This is a genomic window from Micromonospora sp. NPDC051141, assembly GCF_044455765.1.
GTDB lineage: Bacteria > Actinomycetota > Actinomycetes > Mycobacteriales > Micromonosporaceae > Micromonospora.
Genome location: NZ_JBITFD010000001.1, coordinates 646,513 through 662,575, shown reverse-complemented (window position 1 = coordinate 662,575; position 16,063 = coordinate 646,513). Strand labels below are relative to the sequence as shown.

Below are 16,063 nucleotides of genomic sequence, written 5' to 3'. Positions count from 1 at the left end.
CTGAAGGGGTTGAAGCAGGTCGACGGCTGGCAGGACATGCCGCTGACCAAGGCCGCGCAGACGGTGCAGGTGTCGGCCTACCCGGACGCGTACGCCCAGTGGGAGAAGCAGGCCACCGACCTCGTCAACCAGCACTGGAACAAGTAAGAACGCCACGAAGGCCGGCAGCCCGCCGAGGGTGCCGGCCTTCGCGTGCGCGGTGTCAAGCGGGGCGCCTTCCTCTACCGGAGGCGTCAACGGGGGGCCGGCCTCTCCCTCGGCGGCCGGCGACGATGTCGACCACGGCGGCGACCAACGCCAGCACGATGATGCCGGCGGCGAGCAGCAGCGAGTGCCGGAACGCCACCGACCAGTCGCCCCGGTTGTCGGCCAGCGTGGAGAAGAACAGCGCGCCCACCGCCGCGATGCCGGCGGCCGAGCCGATCCGCTGTCCGGTCTGGAGCATGCCGGCGCCGCTGCCGGCCATCGGCACCGGCACCTCCGACAGCGTGAGCGTCTGGTTGGGCGCGATCACCAGGCCGCTGCCCAATCCGGCGACGAGCAGCGGCAGCGCGGTACGCAGCGGCACGTGCTGGTGCGGTCCGCCGGTCAGCACCAGGTCGGTGGCGACCAGTCCGACCACCACGGCGAGCAGCCCGATCGCGACCAGCGGCCGGCCGTACCGGGTCACCACCCGCCCGCCCAGCGCGGAGGCGACCGCCGAACCGAGCGCGAACGGGGTGATCGCCAGCCCGGCGACAAGCGCGCTGTAGCCCAACCCGATCTGGAGGTAGAGCGTGAAGATGAAGAAGATCGCGGTGAAGCCGGCGAAGTAGATCAGCCCGATCAGCGAGCCCAGCGTGTACGAGCGCAGCCCGAACAGCCGCAGGTCGAACAGGGGTGTGGTGTGCCGGGCGTACCGGCGCTCCCAGAACGCGAAGCCGGCCAGCAACAGCAGGCCGAGCGGGATGAGCAGCCACTTCGTCGAACCCTGCCACTGTTCCCGCTGCACCAGCGGCAGCAGGATCACGGTGACCCCGGCGCCGAGCAGCAGCACGCCGACCGGGTCGAGCCGGTGCCGGTCGGGCTGCCCGGCGGGCCGGGCGGGTATCAGCCGCCAGCCGAGCACCATCGCGACGATGCCGACCGGGATGTTGACGAAGAACACCCACCGCCAACCGTGCTCGGTGCCGCCGAGATGGATGAGCAGCCCGCCCAGCAGCGGCCCGACCGCGGTGGAGATGCCGATGGTGGCGCCGAGCAGCCCGAACGCGCGCCCCCGGTCGGCGCCCCGGAAGAGCTGCTGGATCATGCCGCTTACCTGTGGGTTGACGATGCCGGCGGCGGCGCCCTGGACGAGCCGGGCGACGATCAGCCAGGTCGCCGACGTGGCCAGCCCGGCGAGCGCGCTGGTCAGCGTGAACAGTCCCACCCCGACCACGAACGCGGTCCGCCGGCCGCGGGCGTCGCCGAACCGTCCGGCCGGCACCAGCACCAGGCCGAACGTCAACGCGTACCCGGACAGCACCCACTGAAGGTCGCTCGGGGTGGCGTGCAGCGCCCGGTCGATCGACGGGACGGCGACGTTGACGATGCTGACGTCCAGCAGCGTCATGAACGCCGCGACCAGGCCGACGCTCAGTGCCCGCCAGCGACGCCGCTCGTCGTACCCGGTCTCCGTCGCCGACGTCGACGGCCGGTCCTCACTCATCGTGCCCCCCACAGACCGTCGATCACGCATCCCCGATCGCTACCCGGACCTCGGTGGGGCAAACGAGGCGGTCAGGCCATTTGGCGCGCGCACCAGCGGGGCCCGAAGTCCAGGCCCGTCATCGGCGAGTCCTCGCGGTGCAGCAGTCCCCGCTCGGTGAGCGTGTGCAGCGGCTCGCGCAGCTCCTCCTCGGTCATCTGGGTCTCCTCGGCGATCAGGTCCGGGTAGGGGACGTGTCCCCGCACCTCCAGCGCGGACACCGCCTGGTACACCCGTTCCTCGACCGCGGACAACTGGACCTGAGGCATCGCTTCCCTCCTCGGCGTGGACCGTCCGGCCCCCGGACGGTCGGCGACCGGCGCTTACCCGGCCGACCGGCGATGATGCCCACCCGATCGAGGGTCGTGTCGGGCCACCCGGCCCGCCGGTGCCCTAGGCTGCACCAGTGATCATCTGGGATCTCGTCGTGGTCGGTGGCGGGCCCGCCGGCCTCTCCGCCGCGCGTGCCGCGGCCCGGGCCGGCGTGCGGACGCTGGTGGTCGAGCGGGCCACCCACCCCCGGTACAAGACGTGCGGCGGCGGCCTGATCGGCACCTCGCTGGCCGAGGCCGGCGACGTGATCGAGGTGCCCGCGCAGGACCGGGTCGACCGGGTCACGTTCACCCGGGACGGGCGACGCGGGTTCACCCGCCGCCACGGCGCGCCGGTGATCACGATGATCCGCCGCGAGGAGTTCGACGACCGGCTGCGTGCCGCCGCGGTGTCCGCCGGCGCCGAGGTCCGCGAGGGCGTCGCGGTCCGCGCCGTGGAGCAGGATCCCGACGAGGTACGCCTGCGGCTGGCCGACGGCGAGGTGGTGCGCGCCCGGGCGGTGGTCGGCGCGGACGGCTCCTCCGGGGTGACCGCCCGACACGTCGGGGTGCGTTTCCGCCAGGTCGATCTCGGGCTGGAGCTGGAGCTGCCGGTGCCCGCCGTCGAGCGGGACCGCTGGCGGGGCCGGGTGCTGCTCGACTGGGGCCGGGTCCCCGGCTCGTACGCCTGGGTCTTCCCGAAGGGCGACCGGCTCACCGTGGGCGTCATCTCCGCCCGCGGCGACGGCGAGCGCACCCGCGCCTACCTGCGCGACTTCGTGGCCCGGCTGGGGCTGTCCGGGATCGCGCCCGAGCACGACTCCGGGCACCTGACCCGCTGCCGCGCCGACGACTCCCCGCTGCGCCACGGCCGGGTGCTCGTCGTCGGCGACGCGGCCGGCCTGCTGGAGCCGTGGAGCCGGGAGGGCATCAGCTACGCGTTGCGATCCGGCCGGCTGGCCGGCGCGGCGGTCGCCGGCGGTGACCTGGACGCGTACCCCCGGGAGGTGGCCCGGCTGCTGACGCCGGAGATGCGGGCCGGGCACCGGCTGCTGGACGCGTTCGAGCGACGACCGGACGTGTTCCACGCGATGCTGGCCACCCCGCTCGGCTGGCGGATGTTCGTCCGGTTCTGTCAGGGGCGGATCGGCTTCGCCGAGGCGCTCGACCGGCGGCCGGTACGGGCCGGGCTGGCGCTGATCGACCGCCTGCCCCCGGTCAGGGGACGATGACCGCCCGCCCGTGGATGTCGCCCCGGCGCAGCGCCTCGTACGCCTCGGGCGCCTCGTCCAGCGGGAACGTCCGCACGTCGGCGTGCAGCCGGCCGTCCCGGGCCAGCGCGATGACCTCCTGGAGTTCGGCGCGGGTGCCCCAGAACGGCACCACCACACCGGTCTCCAGCGGCACCGGGGGCGGCGCGTCGGCGACCGGCCGCACCGGCAACGTGCCCCCGGCCAGGCCGACCAGCAGCAGTTGACCGCCGGTGGCGACGACCTGCCGGGCGGTGTCCAGGGTGGGCTGCGCGCCGACGAAGTCGAGCACCACGTCCGCGCCGTCCGGCGGCGGCCCGACCAGTTCGCGGATCTTCTCCACCGCGTCCGCGCCGGCCCGCACCACGTGGTGGGCGCCGAGCCGGTCGGCGAGGTCCAGTGCGGCGACGTTGGTGTCCACCGCGACGATCCGCACCGCGGTGGTGGCGACCAGGATCTGGAGCGCCATGTGTCCCAGCCCGCCGATGCCGATCACCACGCAGGTGGTGCCGGGGCGCAGCCGGGGCCGGGCCAGCTCCACCGCGTGGTACGGGGTCAGCCCGGCGTCGGTCAGCGGCGCGGCCTGGGTCAGGTCCATCTCGCCTACGTGCAGCAGCCGGGACGCCGGCACCACGACGTGCTCGGCCAGCCCGCCGTCGCGGCTGAGCCCGATGCCGCCGACCGGGGTGACCCGGCAGCGGTTCTCCTCGCCGCGCAGGCAGGCCCGGCACCGGCCGCAGCCGATGATGCCGTAGACCGCGGCCCGGTCCCCGGGCGACCAGCCGTCCACACCGGGACCGGCGGCCTCCACCGTGCCGGCGATCTCGTGGCCCAGGGTCATCGGGGTGGGGAACATCCCCGCCTCGGCGTCGAGGATGTGCAGGTCGGAGTGGCAGGCGCCGACCGCGCCGACGCGCAGCAGCACCTCACCGGGGCCGGGCTCCGGGGTGGGCACCTCGGCCAGCTCCAGCACTCCCGGAGCGGTCATCCGTACCGCGCGCATGTCGCCCCTCCACCTCGTCGCCGACGCAGCCGAGGCGGCATACCCGTGCTGTCGCGGTTGATACCGGCGCCGGTCGGGTCCACGAGTGGAGCACGGTGGCTGTCTGCGCGCGCGTGGCGCACAATGCGGGCATGAGCGAACCGGTCGCGTCGTTCACCGACGACGAGTACGCGTTCCTGCGGCATGTCCGCTTCGGCGAGCTGCCCGCTCCGATGCGTCCGGAGGAGCGAATGGAAGCGATCGAGACGGACGTTCCTCCGGGCCGGCCCGACCCGGTCGGCGGCGAGTCGGAGTGGCACCTACGCGCCGGGGGCTGACACTCAGGCCACGAAGATGCCTCGACCGACCCTGCCGATCAGCTCATCCGACTGGATCATCGAGTCGACAGCGCGACGAACCGTCATGTGGGAGGTGTCGTACTGCTCGGCCAGGAGCCGTACGGAAGGCAGCTCTGAGCCGGCGGGGTAGATGCCGGCTAGAGGCGAAGCGAACAGGGAGGCACCCGTGCGGGTGCCTCCCTGCCGTCGACGGGTCAGAAGACCGGCACGCCCTCGCGGACCAGCTTCCAGTTCGGCACGAAGAAGACGGCCGGGTCGATGGTGCCCTTGGCCTGCGCCCAGTCGATGAGGAGCTGGCGGATCTCCTGCTGCGCGTTGTAGACCTGCGTCTTCACGATGCCGGGGAAGTTCCCGCCGCCGCTGCGCCGGTAGTTGTTCACCGCCACCACGAACTGCGCGTCCGCCGCGACCGGCGTGTCGGTGCCGGCCAGCACCAGGCGGGTGATCCGCTGGCCGACCGGCTTCGAGATGTCGATGTCGTAGTCGACGCCGGAGAACACGTCGTAGTTGTAGTCCGGCACGGCCGGGTCGCTGATCGTCGCCGGGTCGACCGCGGCGCCCACCGGCACGGTGACGAAGTACTTCGCCGAGTACTCCAGGTACGCCTTCACCTCGGCGCCGGTCAGCACGACCGCCTCGAGCGTGTTGTCGTAGACGTAGAGGCCGGCCACGTCGCGGATCCGCACCTCGCCCCGCGGGAACACGGCGGTGCGGCTGAACGGCGCGGCGATCGACAGCACCGGCAGACCCGCGTACGCGCCGCCGGCCAGTGCCGCGGTGACCACCTCGGTCTGGACGTGGTTGATGAAGTCCAGGATCGGGGTGTCCCGGTAGCGGGACTCGGCGGCGGACAGCTCCTCGTTGGACTGCGCGACCACCTCGTTGACGTAGTCGACGGTCTTGGCGTGCTGGTCGCGTACGGCCGCCAGCACTGCCGGGTCCTCGACCACGGTGTTGGTGTTCAGCGTGGTGGCCGACGAGTCGACGACCTTCCAGCAGCCCTTCTCCCGGGTCAGCGTGAAGTCCATCCGGGTCAGCCGCTGGCCCCACTTGGACGGCTCGGAGGTGAGCACCGCCCTGCCGGTCTTCAGGTTGGTGACGAACTTCTCCGGCACCTCGTTGTGGGCGTGACCGAACAGGATCGCGTCGATGCCGGGCACCTGCTCGGCGATCAGCGCGGTCGGGTTCTCGTTCGGCAGCTCCGGGCCGTAGCTGGAGGTGCCGCTGTCGCCGCCGTGGGCGGAGATGATGACCATGTCGGCGCCGCGCCGGCGCATCACCGGCACCCACTTGGCGGCGGTGGCGACCATGTCGGCGAAGACCAGCCGGCCCTCGACGTTGGCCTTGTCCCAGATGGCCACGCCCGGGTTGGTCAGGCCGAGGATGCCGACGCGCAGCGCCGGCGCGCCGTGCCCGCCGAGCCGGACCTCCTTGATCACGTACGGCAGGAAGGCCGGCTTGCCGGTCTTGGCGTTGATCGCGTTGGCGGCGAGCGCCGGGAAACCGAGCTGCTTGATCCAGGTGGCCAGCAGCGGCAGGCCGTAGTTGAACTCGTGGTTGCCCAGCGTCACGGCGTCGTACCGCAGCACGTTCATCGCGCCTGCCATCGGGTGCGTCTCACCGGTTTCGGTGATCGGCTTCTGCTTGGCGTAGTAGGTGGCCAGCGGCGTGCCCTGGATGGTGTCGCCGGCGTCCAGGACCAGCGTCGCCCTGCCCGTGCGCTCCGCCCGGATCTGGTTGACCAGGGTGGCCAGCTTCGCGACGCCGACGTCGTTGTGCTTGCTGTCGTCGAACTCGGCGTCCTTGTAGTAGTCCCAGTTGTAGACGTTGCCGTGGGTGTCCGAGGTGCCGAGGACGGTGAGGTCCCAGGTCTTCGGCTGCTTCGGCTTCGCCTCGGCGGGCGCGCCGGCGAGCAGCGGAGCGGTCGCCGCGGCGGCGGCGACGGCCAGCACCTGGCGGCGCGAGGCGCCGGAGGAGGAGGTCATGAGGTGCCTTTCCATGGGGGTAGGCGCCTCGTGGGCGCCGTTGCGCACCATAACCACCGGCTGTCACGCACGCCACCACACCCCCAAGTGTTTCCGATCCCGTCACCCACCGCTGTTTTCCGGGGACCCGCTGGGGTAGGGGCGCTGACATGACCGAGGACCAGTACACCCAGCAGGACCCCACCGAGCAGTACGGCCAGCAGCAGGGGCAGGCCGCGCAGCAGCAGTCCACCCCCGGCTCGACGCAGGAGATGGGCCCGAAACCGGATCACGGGGAGGAGTCGTACCGGGGCGCCGACCGGCTCGCCGGCAAACGGGCCGTGATCACCGGCGGTGACTCCGGCATCGGCCGCGCCGTGGCCATCGCGTTCGCCCGGGAGGGCGCCGACGTGCTCGTCTCCTACCTGGGCGAGGAGGAGGAGGCGGACGCCCGCGAGACGGTCGGGCTGATCGAGCGGGCCGGCCGCCGGGGCGTGGCGGTCCGCACCGACCTGCGCGAGGAGTCGAACTGCCGGGAGCTGATCGACCGGGCGGTCACCGACCTGGGCGGCATCGACATCCTGGTCAACAACGCGGCCTACCAGATGGCGCAGGACAACGGCATCGACGACATCACCACCGAGCAGTTCGACCGGGTTTTCAAGACCAACGTGTACGCGATGTTCTGGCTCAGCAAGTTCGCCGTGCCGCACCTGAAGGAGGGCTCGGCGATCATCAACACCTCGTCGATCCAGGCGTTCGACCCGTCGCCGCAGCTTCTCGACTACGCCACCACCAAGGCGGCCATCGCCAACTTCACCAAGGCGCTCGCGTTGAACCTGGCCGAGCGCGGGATCCGGGTCAACGCGGTCGCGCCCGGCCCGATCTGGACGCCGCTGATCCCGGCCACCATGCCGCCGGAGAAGGTGGAGCAGTTCGGCACCGACGTGCCGATGGGCCGCCCCGGCCAGCCGGCCGAGCTGGCCCCGGCGTACGTCTTCTTCGCCTCCCAGGAGTCCAGCTACGTCACCGGGGAGATCCTCGGCGTCACCGGCGGCAAGCCGACGAAGTGACCCGCCGGTGCCGTCCGGTCCCGCCGGGTCAGCGGGGCCAGACGGACATCCGGCGGCGCACCTCGGCGATCCGGGCCGCGTCCAGGCCGTAGCGGCGGAACCGGCGGTCGGCCAGCCCGTCGAGGTAGCGGCCGGCCGCCCGGACGTCCACGTCCTCCAGCGCCGGGTCCACCTGGTGGGCCAGCTCCAGCAGCTCGGCCACCGGGTAGCGGTCCAGCGCGGCGGCGACGTCGATGTAGTCGCGTACCTCGCGACGGTTGACAAGCGCGGCGGTCTTGTTGGCCAGCAGGTCCCGCACGTCCATCACCGGGCCGAAGTCCATCACCACCGGGCTGCGGTGCCGGTCCAGCCGGGCCAGGCTGAGCCGGATCTGCCGGTCGCCGCGGCTCACCACGAAGTCCCGCAGGTCCCGGTCGAAGCCGTCGAAGACCTCGCCCAGGCCGTCCGGGTCGGCCTCGTCGACCCGGTAGCCGGCCCGCTCCAGCGCGGCGCGCACGTCGGCCGCCGCCGCGGCGGCGGCGCCCTCCACGTCGGCGAACAGGTCCACGTCCTCGGTCGGGCGGGTGACCAGGCCGTGCGCGGCCCAGGCCACCCCGCCGCCGAGCACGAACCGGTGCGGGCCGGCGGCGGCGAGCGCCACCCGGGCCACCTCCCGGTAGAAGTCGTGCGGATGCGTCACGCGGTACGCAGGCTCCGGTGCCGGCCCTCCCAGGCCAGGCGTACGCCGCGGGGCAGGTTGAGCAGCGGCCACACCCGGCGCAGCGTCGGAGCGTGGATCAGCTCCCGCAGGTCCGTCACCCGGGTGGTCTCGCGCAGCACGTTCTCGTACATCCAGAGCAGCTCGTCGGGGTCGCCGAGGTCGAAGGCGCGTTCGCTGTTCCACATCAGGCGCACCGGCAGCTCGACGATGCCCCCGGTGGGACCGGCCAGCTCGTCGAGCGTGCGCGGGACCACGGCGGGACGCCCGGGCCGGGCGAGGTACGCGCTGGCGGTGGCCGACATGCCATGAGGGTAACCCCTGACCGGCGTGTCGAGTGCCAAGGTCGGTGACCGGCGTCACGACGACCGGCGGAAGAACGAGCCTCCCGGTACCGTTGTGCAGAGCGTCGGTGTGACCAGTGTCCCCGGGCCTCACCTAAATTGCCTTCGCGGAATACCGTTCGGCTGGAGCCGTGTCGCGCCACTCGCCGAGAGGCGACCTGCACACCGACGCCCAGCGCCGCCCCGGCCCACCCGGTCGGGGCGGCGCTGTTTTCCGCTCGACTCGCGGGCGCCGGACGGCTGGCCTAGTGTGCAAAGGGTCAGCCGATCTTCGCGCGTGGAGGGGGTGCCCGGGTGGGTCTGAAGACGTTCCTCCAGGGGTGGCCGGTCTACCGGCAACTCACCGGCACCGACCCGCTGGGACGCGGCGCCGCCGCCCAGTCGGCGCGTTCCGCCGGGCTGACCGCCCGCACCGAGACCGCCGACGGCGTGGCCCGCTCGGTCTGCCCCTACTGCGCGGTCGGCTGCGGGCAGCGCGTCTTCCACTCCGAGGGCCGGGTCACCCAGATCGAGGGCGACCCGGACAGCCCGATCTCCCGGGGCCGGCTCTGCCCGAAGGGTTCCGCCAGCAAGAGCCTGGTGACCAGCCCGCTGCGCCAGACCAAGGTCCGCTACCGCCGGCCGTACGCGACGGACTGGGAGGACCTGGACCTCGACGTCGCGCTCGACATGATCGCCGACCGGATCCTCGCCGCCCGCGCGGAGACCTGGGAGGACGTCGACGACGAGGGGCGCCCGCTGAACCGGACGCTCGGCATCTCCAGCCTGGGCGGCGCGACGCTGGACAACGAGGAGAACTACCTCATCAAGAAGCTGTTCACGGCGATGGGGGCGCTCCAGATCGAGAACCAGGCGCGGATTTGACACTCCGCCACCGTCCCCGGTCTGGGGACCAGCTTCGGTCGCGGCGGCGCGACGGACTTCCAGCAGGATCTCGCCAACGCTGACGTCATCGTCATCCAGGGCTCGAACATGGCCGAGGCCCACCCGGTGGGCTTCCAGTGGGTGATGGAGGCGAAGAAGCGCGGCGCGAAGGTCTTCCACGTGGACCCGCGGTTCACCCGCACCAGCGCGCTCGCCGACACGTACCTGCCGATCCGGGCGGGCACCGACATCGCGCTGCTCGGCGGCGTGGTGCGGTACATCCTGGACAACGAGCTGGACTTCCGGGAGTACGTGCTGGCGTACACCAACGCGGCGACGATCGTCAGCGAGCAGTTCGCCGACACCGAGGACCTGGACGGGCTCTTCTCCGGCTACAACCCGGAGACCGGCTCCTACGACCACGCCAGCTGGCAGTACGAGGGGCACGAGGGCAACACGAAGATCCGGGGCACCGGCAAGGAACGTGACTCGGCCTCCGGGCTGGAGCACGAGTCGCACGGCGAGCCGGTGCCGGCGCAGACCCAACGGGACGAGACGTTGCGGCACCCGCGCTGCGTCTACCAGATCCTCAAGCGGCACTTCGCCCGCTACACGCCGGAGATGGTGGCCCGGGTCTGCGGCATCCCGGAGGAGAAGTTCCTGGAGCTGGCCCGCGCCTGGACGGAGAACTCCGGCCGGGAGCGCACCGGCGCCCTGGTCTACTCGGTCGGCTGGACGCAGCACAGCGTCGGCGTGCAGTACATCCGCACCGGCTCGATCATCCAGACGCTGCTGGGCAACATGGGTCGGCCGGGCGGCGGCATCCTGGCGCTGCGCGGGCACGCCAGCATCCAGGGCTCCACCGACATCCCGACGTTGTTCAACCTGCTGCCCGGCTACCTGCCGATGCCGCACCACGCCGACCACCCGACGTTCGACAAGTGGGTGGACAGCATCCGGCACCCCGGCCAGAAGGGTTTCTGGGGCAACTCGGGCGCGTTCGCGGCCAGCCTGCTCAAGGCGTACTGGGGTGACGCGGCGACCCCGGAGAACGACTTCGGCTACGGCTACCTGCCCCGGATGACCGGCGACCACGGGACCTACCAGCAGGTCCTGAACATGATCGACGGCAAGGTGAAGGGATACTTCCTGCTCGGCCAGAACCCGGCGGTCGGCTCCGCGCACGGCCGGGCCCAGCGCCTCGGCATGGCCAACCTCGACTGGCTGGTGGTCCGCGACCTGTTCCTGATCGAGAGCGCCACGTTCTGGAAGAACAGCCCGGAGATCGCCACCGGGGAGATCGTGCCGGAGGAGTGCCGCACCGAGGTGTTCTTCCTGCCGGCGGCCTCGCACGTGGAGAAGGAGGGCACCTTCACCCAGACCCAGCGGCTGCTGCAGTGGCGGGAGAAGGCCGTCAACCCGCCCGGCGACGCCCGCTCCGAGCTGTGGTTCTTCTACCACCTCGGCCGGAAGCTGCGGGAGAAGCTGGCCGGCTCCACCACGCCCCGGGACCGGGCCCTGCTGGATCTGACCTGGGACTACCCGACGCACGGCGCGCACGCCGAGCCGAGCGCCGAGGCGGTGCTCAAGGAGATCAACGGCTACGACGTGGCGACCGGGCGTCCGCTGAACGCGTTCGCCGAGGCGAAGGACGACGGCTCCACCGCGATCGGCTGCTGGATCTACACCGGCGTCTACGCCGACGGGGTGAACCAGGCGGCCCGCCGCAGGTCCCGGCACGAGCAGGACTGGGTGGCCGCCGAGTGGGGCTGGGCCTGGCCGGCGAACCGGCGCACGCTCTACAACCGCGCGTCCGCCGACCCGGAGGGCCGGCCGTGGAGCGAGCGCAAGAAGTACGTCTGGTGGGATCCGGACGCCGGCGAGTGGACCGGCTACGACGTGCCGGACTTCGAGAAGACCAAGCCGCCGTCGTACCGGCCGCCGGACGACGCCTCCGGCCCGGAGGCGCTCGCCGGTGACGACGCGTTCGTCATGCAGGGCGACGGCAAGGCCTGGCTGTACGCGCCGAGCGGCGTGCTCGACGGCCCGCTGCCGACGCACTACGAGCCGGCCGAGTCGCCGATGCGCAACCCGCTCTACGGGCAGCAGGCCAACCCGACCCGCAAGATCTACGAGCACCCGGTGAGCCGGATCAACCCGAGCCCGCCGGAGCCGCACAGCGAGGTCTTCCCGTACGTGTTCACGGTCAGCCGGCTCACCGAGCACCACACGGCTGGCGGGATGAGCCGGACGGTGCCGCGCCTGGCCGAACTGCAACCGGAGATGTTCGTGGAGGTGTCCCCGGAACTGGCCGCCGAGGTCGGGCTGGCGCATCTCGGCTGGGCCCACCTGATCAGCGGGCGGGCCGCCATCGAGGCGCGGGTGCTGGTCACCGACCGGCTCACCCCGCTGCGGGTGGACGGGCGGATCATCCACCAGGTGTGGCTGCCCTACCACTTCGGCAGCGAGGGCCTGGTCACCGGCGACTCGGCGAACGACCTGTTCGGCATCACGCTGGACCCGAACGTGCTCATCCAGGAGAGCAAGATCGGCACGTGCGACATCCGGCCGGGCCGGCGGCCCACCGGGCCGGCGTTGCTCGACCTGGTCGGCGACTACCAGCGCCGGGCCGGCATGACGCCGGACCGGAAGGTGCCGATGGTCACCACCGACGCGGCCGGCGGGGACGACGCCGCCGGCAGCACCGACGAGCGGTCGGCCGCCGCGCACCAGGACGGGAACCGGAATGCCTGACGCCAACAGCCTGTACGGACCGCTCGACCCGGCCCCGGACGCCGGGTGGACGCAGGCGCCGCCCCGGATGGGCTTCTTCACCGACACCAGCGTCTGCATCGGCTGCAAGGCGTGCGAGGTCGCCTGCAAGGAATGGAACGGCGTCCCGGACGCGGGCTTCGACCTGCTCGGCATGTCGTACGACAACACCGGCGCGTTGACCGCGAACTCGTGGCGGCACGTGGCGTTCATCGAGCAGCCCCGCCCGGCCGGGCACCGGACGCCGCCGTTCACGGGCGACCCGACCGGCCCGACGACCAGCAGCCCGACGTCGGCGGCGGTGGGCGCCGGCACGGCCACCGACACCGGCACGAGCCCGGGCCTGCCGGCGGGGCGTGGCGAGCCGGCGGCGCGGATGGCGGCCGGCCCGGAGTTCCTCGGCATGCCCGGGGCGCAGCCGCCGGGGCGGGGCACCGGCGCGGAGAGCCGCACCGACTTCCGCTGGCTGATGATGTCCGACGTGTGCAAACACTGCACGCACGCGGCCTGCCTGGACGTCTGCCCGACAGGCTCGCTGTTCCGCACCGAGTTCGGCACCGTCGTGGTGCAGGAGGACATCTGCAACGGCTGCGGGTACTGCATCTCCGCCTGCCCGTACGGCGTGATCGACCAGCGTAGGGACGACGGCCGGGCGTGGAAGTGCACGCTCTGCTACGACCGGCTGGGCGCCGGCATGACGCCGGCCTGCGCGCAGGCGTGCCCCACCGAGTCCATCCAGTACGGCCCGCTCGACGAGCTGCGGGACCGGGCCGCCCAGCGGGTCGCCACGCTGCACGAGCGCGGTGTGCCGGAGGCCCGGCTCTACGGCCACGACCCGACCGACGGGGTGGGCGGCGACGGCGCGTTCTTCCTGCTGCTCGACGAGCCCGAGGTGTACGGGCTGCCGCCGGACCCGGTGGTCACCACCCGGGACCTGCCGAAGATGTGGAAGCGTGCCGGCCTGGCCGCGTTGGCCATGGCGGCGGCCACCGTCGCCGCGTTCGTCGGAGGATCGTCGTGAGCCCGGACCGCCCGGTGGGTGCCCTGTTCCGCCGCTTCCGCGACCGCCTGGCCGCCGACCGGGCCGCCGTCGCGGAACGCGCCGGCGACGGTGGGCCCGCCGCCGCGCCGCCGACCGGCTCGACCACCGCCCGCCTGGTGGGCAGCGCCGAGAGTGTCAGCCGGGCCACCGGCGCCGGAGCCGGCGTCGGCCGCACCGACGCCGGCGCCCGTGACGCGGGGCTGACCCCGCACCCGCCCCGCGACGCCGCGCCGACCGCCCGTCGCCGACGCGGCGGCAAGGGCGGCGGCCGGGGCGGCGAGCAGCTCACCGTGCCCCCGGCGGAGTTCACCTCCTACTACGGCCGGCCGGTGCTCAAGCCGCCGGTGTGGCGGTGGGACATCGCCGCGTACCTGTTCACCGGTGGGCTCGCCGCCGGCTCGTCGATGCTGGCCGCCGGTGGGCAGCTCACCGGCCGGCCGGCGCTGCGTCGCGCCGGCCGGGTCACGTCGCTGGCGGCGGTGAGCGCCAGCGCGTACTTCCTCATCAACGACCTGGGCCGGCCCAGCCGCTTCCACCACATGCTGCGGGTGGCGAAGGTGACCTCGCCGATGTCGGTGGGCACCTGGATCCTCAGCGCGTTCGGCCCGGCCGCCGGGCTGGCCGCGATCGCCGAGGCCGCGCCCCGGCTGCCGGAGCGCGGGCTGCTCGGGCTGGTTCGTCGGCTGCTGCCCCCGACCGGGCACGCGGCCGGGCTCGTCGCCGCCGTCACCGCGCCGGCGCTGGCCACGTACACCGGGGTGCTGCTGGCCGACACGGCGGTGCCGTCGTGGCACGAGGCGTACCCGGAACTGCCTGTCATCTTCGCGGGCAGCGCGCTGGCCAGCGGCGCGGGTGTCGGGCTGCTGGCCGCGCCGCCCGGGCAGGCCGGCCCGGCGCGGCGGATGGCGGTCGCCGGCGCGGCGCTGGAGCTGTGGGGCGCGCACCGGGTGGAGAACCGGCTCGGCCTGCTCAGCGAGCCCTACGCCGACGGCACGCCCGGGAGGCTGCTGCGCGCCGGCCGCGCGCTCACCGCCGCCGGGGTGGCCGGCGCGCTTGTCGGCCGCCGCAGCCGGCTGCTCTCCGCCGCCTCCGGCGGCGCGTTGCTCGCCGCCGCCGTCTGCACCCGCTTCGGCATCTTCCACGGCGGCGTCGCCTCGGCGCGGGACCCGAAGTACACGGTGGTGCCGCAGCGCGAGCGCGCCGACCGGCGGGCCTGACGCCTCGCCGGGCGGCCGGCGGGCCGCTGTGGTTGACTGCTGCGTGGAGGCGTTCAGGCGGCTGGTGCCCCTCCCGGTCTTCAAAACCGGTGTGGTCCGGGACCCGGGCCAGGCGGGTTCGATTCCCGTCCGTCTCCGCCACACCGTCCCCGGGGGAGCGTGCGATGCGTGAGGTGGACCCGCGTCGGCGGGTGCCGCGCACCGACGCGTTGCTCGCCGACCCGGCGCTGACGGCCGCCGCCGGCACGGTCGGCCGCGACCGGGTCAAGGCCGCGATCGTCGCCGCCCAGCACCGCGCCCGCCGCGGCGAGATCACCCCCGATCAGGTACGCGACGCCGCGCTGGCCGACCTGCCCGGGCGTACGCCCCGGCCGGTGCTGAACGCCACCGGCGTGGTGCTGCACACCAACCTGGGTCGCGCCCCGCTCGCCCCGGCCGCCGTGGACGCGCTGGTCGCCGCCGCCGGGCACACCGACGTGGAACTCGACCTGGCCACCGGCCGGCGGGCCCGGCGCGGCCGGGAGGCGCTGGACGCGCTCGCCGCCGCCGTGCCCGACGCCGCCGCCGTGCACGTGGTCAACAACGGCGCCGCCGCGCTGGTGCTGGCCGCCACCGCGCTCGCCGCCGGCCGGGAGATCGTGGTCAGTCGCGGTGAGCTGGTCGAGATCGGCGACGGGTTCCGCCTGCCCGACCTGCTGGCCAGCACCGGGGCCCGGCTGCACGAGGTGGGCACCACCAACCGCACCAGCCGGGCCGACTACGCCGCCGCGATCGGCCCGCGCACCGGCTTCGTGCTCAAGGTCCACCCGTCGAACTTCGTGGTCACCGGCTTCACCTCGGCGGTGCCGGTGGGGGAACTGGCCACCCTCGGGGTGCCGGTGGTCGCCGACATCGGCTCCGGCCTGCTCCGGCCGGACCCGCTGCTGCCCGACGAGCCGGACGCCGCGACCACGCTGCGCGCCGGCGCCCACCTGGTCACCGCCAGCGGCGACAAGCTGCTCGGCGGGCCGCAGGCCGGCCTGCTGCTCGGCGCGACGGACCTGGTGGAACGGCTGCGCCGGCACCCCCTCGCCCGGGCGTTGCGGGTGGACAAGCTCACCCTCGCCGCGCTCGCCGCCACGCTGCACGCGCCGGCCACCCCCACCGGGGAGGCGCTGCACGCCGACGCGGGCCGGCTGCGGGCCCGCACCGAACGGCTGCGTGACCGGCTCGGCGCCGACGGGTGCAAGGCCGAGGTGGTGCCGGTCGCCGCGGTCGTCGGCGGGGGCGGCGCGCCCGGCGTGGAGCTGGACTCCTGGGCGCTGAGCCTGCCCGAGCGCTACGCCGTGCCGCTGCGCACCGGCGACCCGGCGGTCCTCGGCCGGGTGCTGCAGGGCCGGCTCCTGCTGGACCTGCGTGCCGTGCCGGTCGGCGACGACGACCGCGTGCACGCCGCGATCCTGCGCGTGGCGGGCTGAGC

General features: G+C 73.5%; 14 protein-coding genes and 1 tRNA gene. 8 read left to right on the top strand and 7 right to left on the bottom strand.

Annotated elements, in window-relative coordinates; all coding sequences use genetic code 11:
• Nucleotides 1-202: 202 nt before the first annotated feature.
• Nucleotides 203-1,690, bottom strand: a complete 1,488-nt coding sequence (locus ACIA6B_RS02540; RefSeq protein ID WP_396770191.1) for an MFS transporter — start codon at nucleotides 1,688-1,690, stop codon at nucleotides 203-205.
• 71 nt (nucleotides 1,691-1,761) lie between these two features.
• A complete protein-coding gene (locus tag ACIA6B_RS02535; RefSeq protein WP_357302028.1) occupies nucleotides 1,762-1,998 on the bottom strand; it encodes a hypothetical protein in 237 nt (78 codons plus the stop codon).
• Nucleotides 1,999-2,135: 137 nt separating this feature from the next.
• Here ACIA6B_RS02535 and ACIA6B_RS02530 point away from each other — a divergent pair, with 137 nt between their 5' ends.
• Nucleotides 2,136-3,272: a geranylgeranyl reductase family protein gene (locus ACIA6B_RS02530; RefSeq protein ID WP_396770188.1), complete on the top strand. Its 1,137-nt coding sequence runs from the start codon at nucleotides 2,136-2,138 to the stop codon at nucleotides 3,270-3,272.
• Here ACIA6B_RS02530 and ACIA6B_RS02525 read toward each other — a convergent pair.
• Nucleotides 3,259-4,293: an NAD(P)-dependent alcohol dehydrogenase gene (locus tag ACIA6B_RS02525; RefSeq protein WP_396770186.1), complete on the bottom strand. Its 1,035-nt coding sequence runs from the start codon at nucleotides 4,291-4,293 to the stop codon at nucleotides 3,259-3,261. The genes ACIA6B_RS02530 and ACIA6B_RS02525 overlap by 14 nt on opposite strands.
• A 131-nt stretch (nucleotides 4,294-4,424) precedes the next feature.
• Between ACIA6B_RS02525 and ACIA6B_RS02520 the strand changes: the two genes are divergently transcribed.
• Complete coding sequence (locus tag ACIA6B_RS02520; RefSeq protein ID WP_396770185.1) at nucleotides 4,425-4,610, top strand: hypothetical protein; 186 nt, start codon at nucleotides 4,425-4,427, stop codon at nucleotides 4,608-4,610.
• Between the two features lie 3 nt (nucleotides 4,611-4,613).
• Here the strand turns inward: ACIA6B_RS02520 and ACIA6B_RS02515 are convergent, their stop codons facing one another.
• Nucleotides 4,614-4,787 (bottom strand): GntR family transcriptional regulator, encoded by a 174-nt coding sequence (locus tag ACIA6B_RS02515; protein ID WP_396770221.1) that lies wholly within the window; start codon nucleotides 4,785-4,787, stop codon nucleotides 4,614-4,616.
• 38 nt (nucleotides 4,788-4,825) lie between these two features.
• A complete protein-coding gene (locus ACIA6B_RS02510) occupies nucleotides 4,826-6,616 on the bottom strand; it encodes a bifunctional metallophosphatase/5'-nucleotidase (RefSeq protein WP_396770183.1) in 1,791 nt (596 codons plus the stop codon).
• A gap of 149 nt (nucleotides 6,617-6,765) precedes the next feature.
• Between ACIA6B_RS02510 and ACIA6B_RS02505 the strand changes: the two genes are divergently transcribed.
• The gene (locus ACIA6B_RS02505) at nucleotides 6,766-7,668 is read left to right on the top strand and encodes an SDR family oxidoreductase (protein ID WP_396770181.1); all 903 of its coding nucleotides are present in this window, start codon (nucleotides 6,766-6,768) and stop codon (nucleotides 7,666-7,668) included.
• Nucleotides 7,669-7,696: 28 nt separating this feature from the next.
• Here ACIA6B_RS02505 and ACIA6B_RS02500 read toward each other — a convergent pair whose 3' ends face one another.
• Both ACIA6B_RS02500 and ACIA6B_RS02495 read right to left on the bottom strand, forming a co-directional pair.
• Nucleotides 7,697-8,347, bottom strand: a complete 651-nt coding sequence (locus tag ACIA6B_RS02500; RefSeq protein WP_396770179.1) for a nucleotidyl transferase AbiEii/AbiGii toxin family protein — start codon at nucleotides 8,345-8,347, stop codon at nucleotides 7,697-7,699.
• On the bottom strand, nucleotides 8,344-8,670 hold the full coding sequence (locus tag ACIA6B_RS02495; protein WP_396770177.1) for a hypothetical protein: 327 nt from the start codon (nucleotides 8,668-8,670) through the stop codon (nucleotides 8,344-8,346). The genes ACIA6B_RS02500 and ACIA6B_RS02495 overlap by 4 nt, the downstream gene beginning before the upstream one ends.
• Before the next feature lie 333 nt (nucleotides 8,671-9,003).
• Between ACIA6B_RS02495 and fdh the strand changes: the two genes are divergently transcribed.
• The 5 genes from fdh (at nucleotide 9,004) to selA (ending at nucleotide 16,061) form a co-directional block, all read left to right on the top strand.
• Nucleotides 9,004-12,327: a formate dehydrogenase gene (gene fdh, locus ACIA6B_RS02490; protein ID WP_396770175.1), complete on the top strand. Its 3,324-nt coding sequence runs from the start codon at nucleotides 9,004-9,006 to the stop codon at nucleotides 12,325-12,327.
• Nucleotides 12,320-13,366 (top strand): 4Fe-4S dicluster domain-containing protein, encoded by a 1,047-nt coding sequence (locus ACIA6B_RS02485; RefSeq protein WP_396770173.1) that lies wholly within the window; start codon nucleotides 12,320-12,322, stop codon nucleotides 13,364-13,366. The genes fdh and ACIA6B_RS02485 overlap by 8 nt, the downstream gene beginning before the upstream one ends.
• Complete coding sequence (gene nrfD, locus ACIA6B_RS02480; protein WP_396770171.1) at nucleotides 13,363-14,604, top strand: NrfD/PsrC family molybdoenzyme membrane anchor subunit; 1,242 nt, start codon at nucleotides 13,363-13,365, stop codon at nucleotides 14,602-14,604. Before ACIA6B_RS02485 ends, nrfD begins: the two co-directional genes overlap by 4 nt.
• Nucleotides 14,605-14,649: 45 nt before the next feature.
• Nucleotides 14,650-14,745, top strand: a tRNA-Sec gene (locus tag ACIA6B_RS02475).
• Between the two features lie 23 nt (nucleotides 14,746-14,768).
• On the top strand, nucleotides 14,769-16,061 hold the full coding sequence (gene selA / locus ACIA6B_RS02470) for an L-seryl-tRNA(Sec) selenium transferase (protein ID WP_396770169.1): 1,293 nt from the start codon (nucleotides 14,769-14,771) through the stop codon (nucleotides 16,059-16,061).
• Nucleotides 16,062-16,063 lie beyond the last annotated feature (2 nt).

Bases quoted from the DNA above. Each gene is read 5' to 3' on its own strand.
- ACIA6B_RS02510 (WP_396770183.1), bottom strand. From the start codon at position 6,616: ATGACCTCCTCCTCCGGCGCCTCGCGCCGCCAGGTGCTGGCCGTCGCC.
- ACIA6B_RS02535 (WP_357302028.1), bottom strand. From the start codon at position 1,998: ATGCCTCAGGTCCAGTTGTCCGCGGTCGAGGAACGGGTGTACCAGGCG.
- ACIA6B_RS02485 (WP_396770173.1), top strand. From the start codon at position 12,320: ATGCCTGACGCCAACAGCCTGTACGGACCGCTCGACCCGGCCCCGGAC.
- ACIA6B_RS02505 (WP_396770181.1), top strand. From the start codon at position 6,766: ATGACCGAGGACCAGTACACCCAGCAGGACCCCACCGAGCAGTACGGC.
- ACIA6B_RS02525 (WP_396770186.1), bottom strand. From the start codon at position 4,293: ATGCGCGCGGTACGGATGACCGCTCCGGGAGTGCTGGAGCTGGCCGAG.
- ACIA6B_RS02495 (WP_396770177.1), bottom strand. From the start codon at position 8,670: ATGTCGGCCACCGCCAGCGCGTACCTCGCCCGGCCCGGGCGTCCCGCC.
- ACIA6B_RS02540 (WP_396770191.1), bottom strand. From the start codon at position 1,690: ATGAGTGAGGACCGGCCGTCGACGTCGGCGACGGAGACCGGGTACGAC.
- selA (WP_396770169.1), top strand. From the start codon at position 14,769: ATGCGTGAGGTGGACCCGCGTCGGCGGGTGCCGCGCACCGACGCGTTG.
- ACIA6B_RS02520 (WP_396770185.1), top strand. From the start codon at position 4,425: ATGAGCGAACCGGTCGCGTCGTTCACCGACGACGAGTACGCGTTCCTG.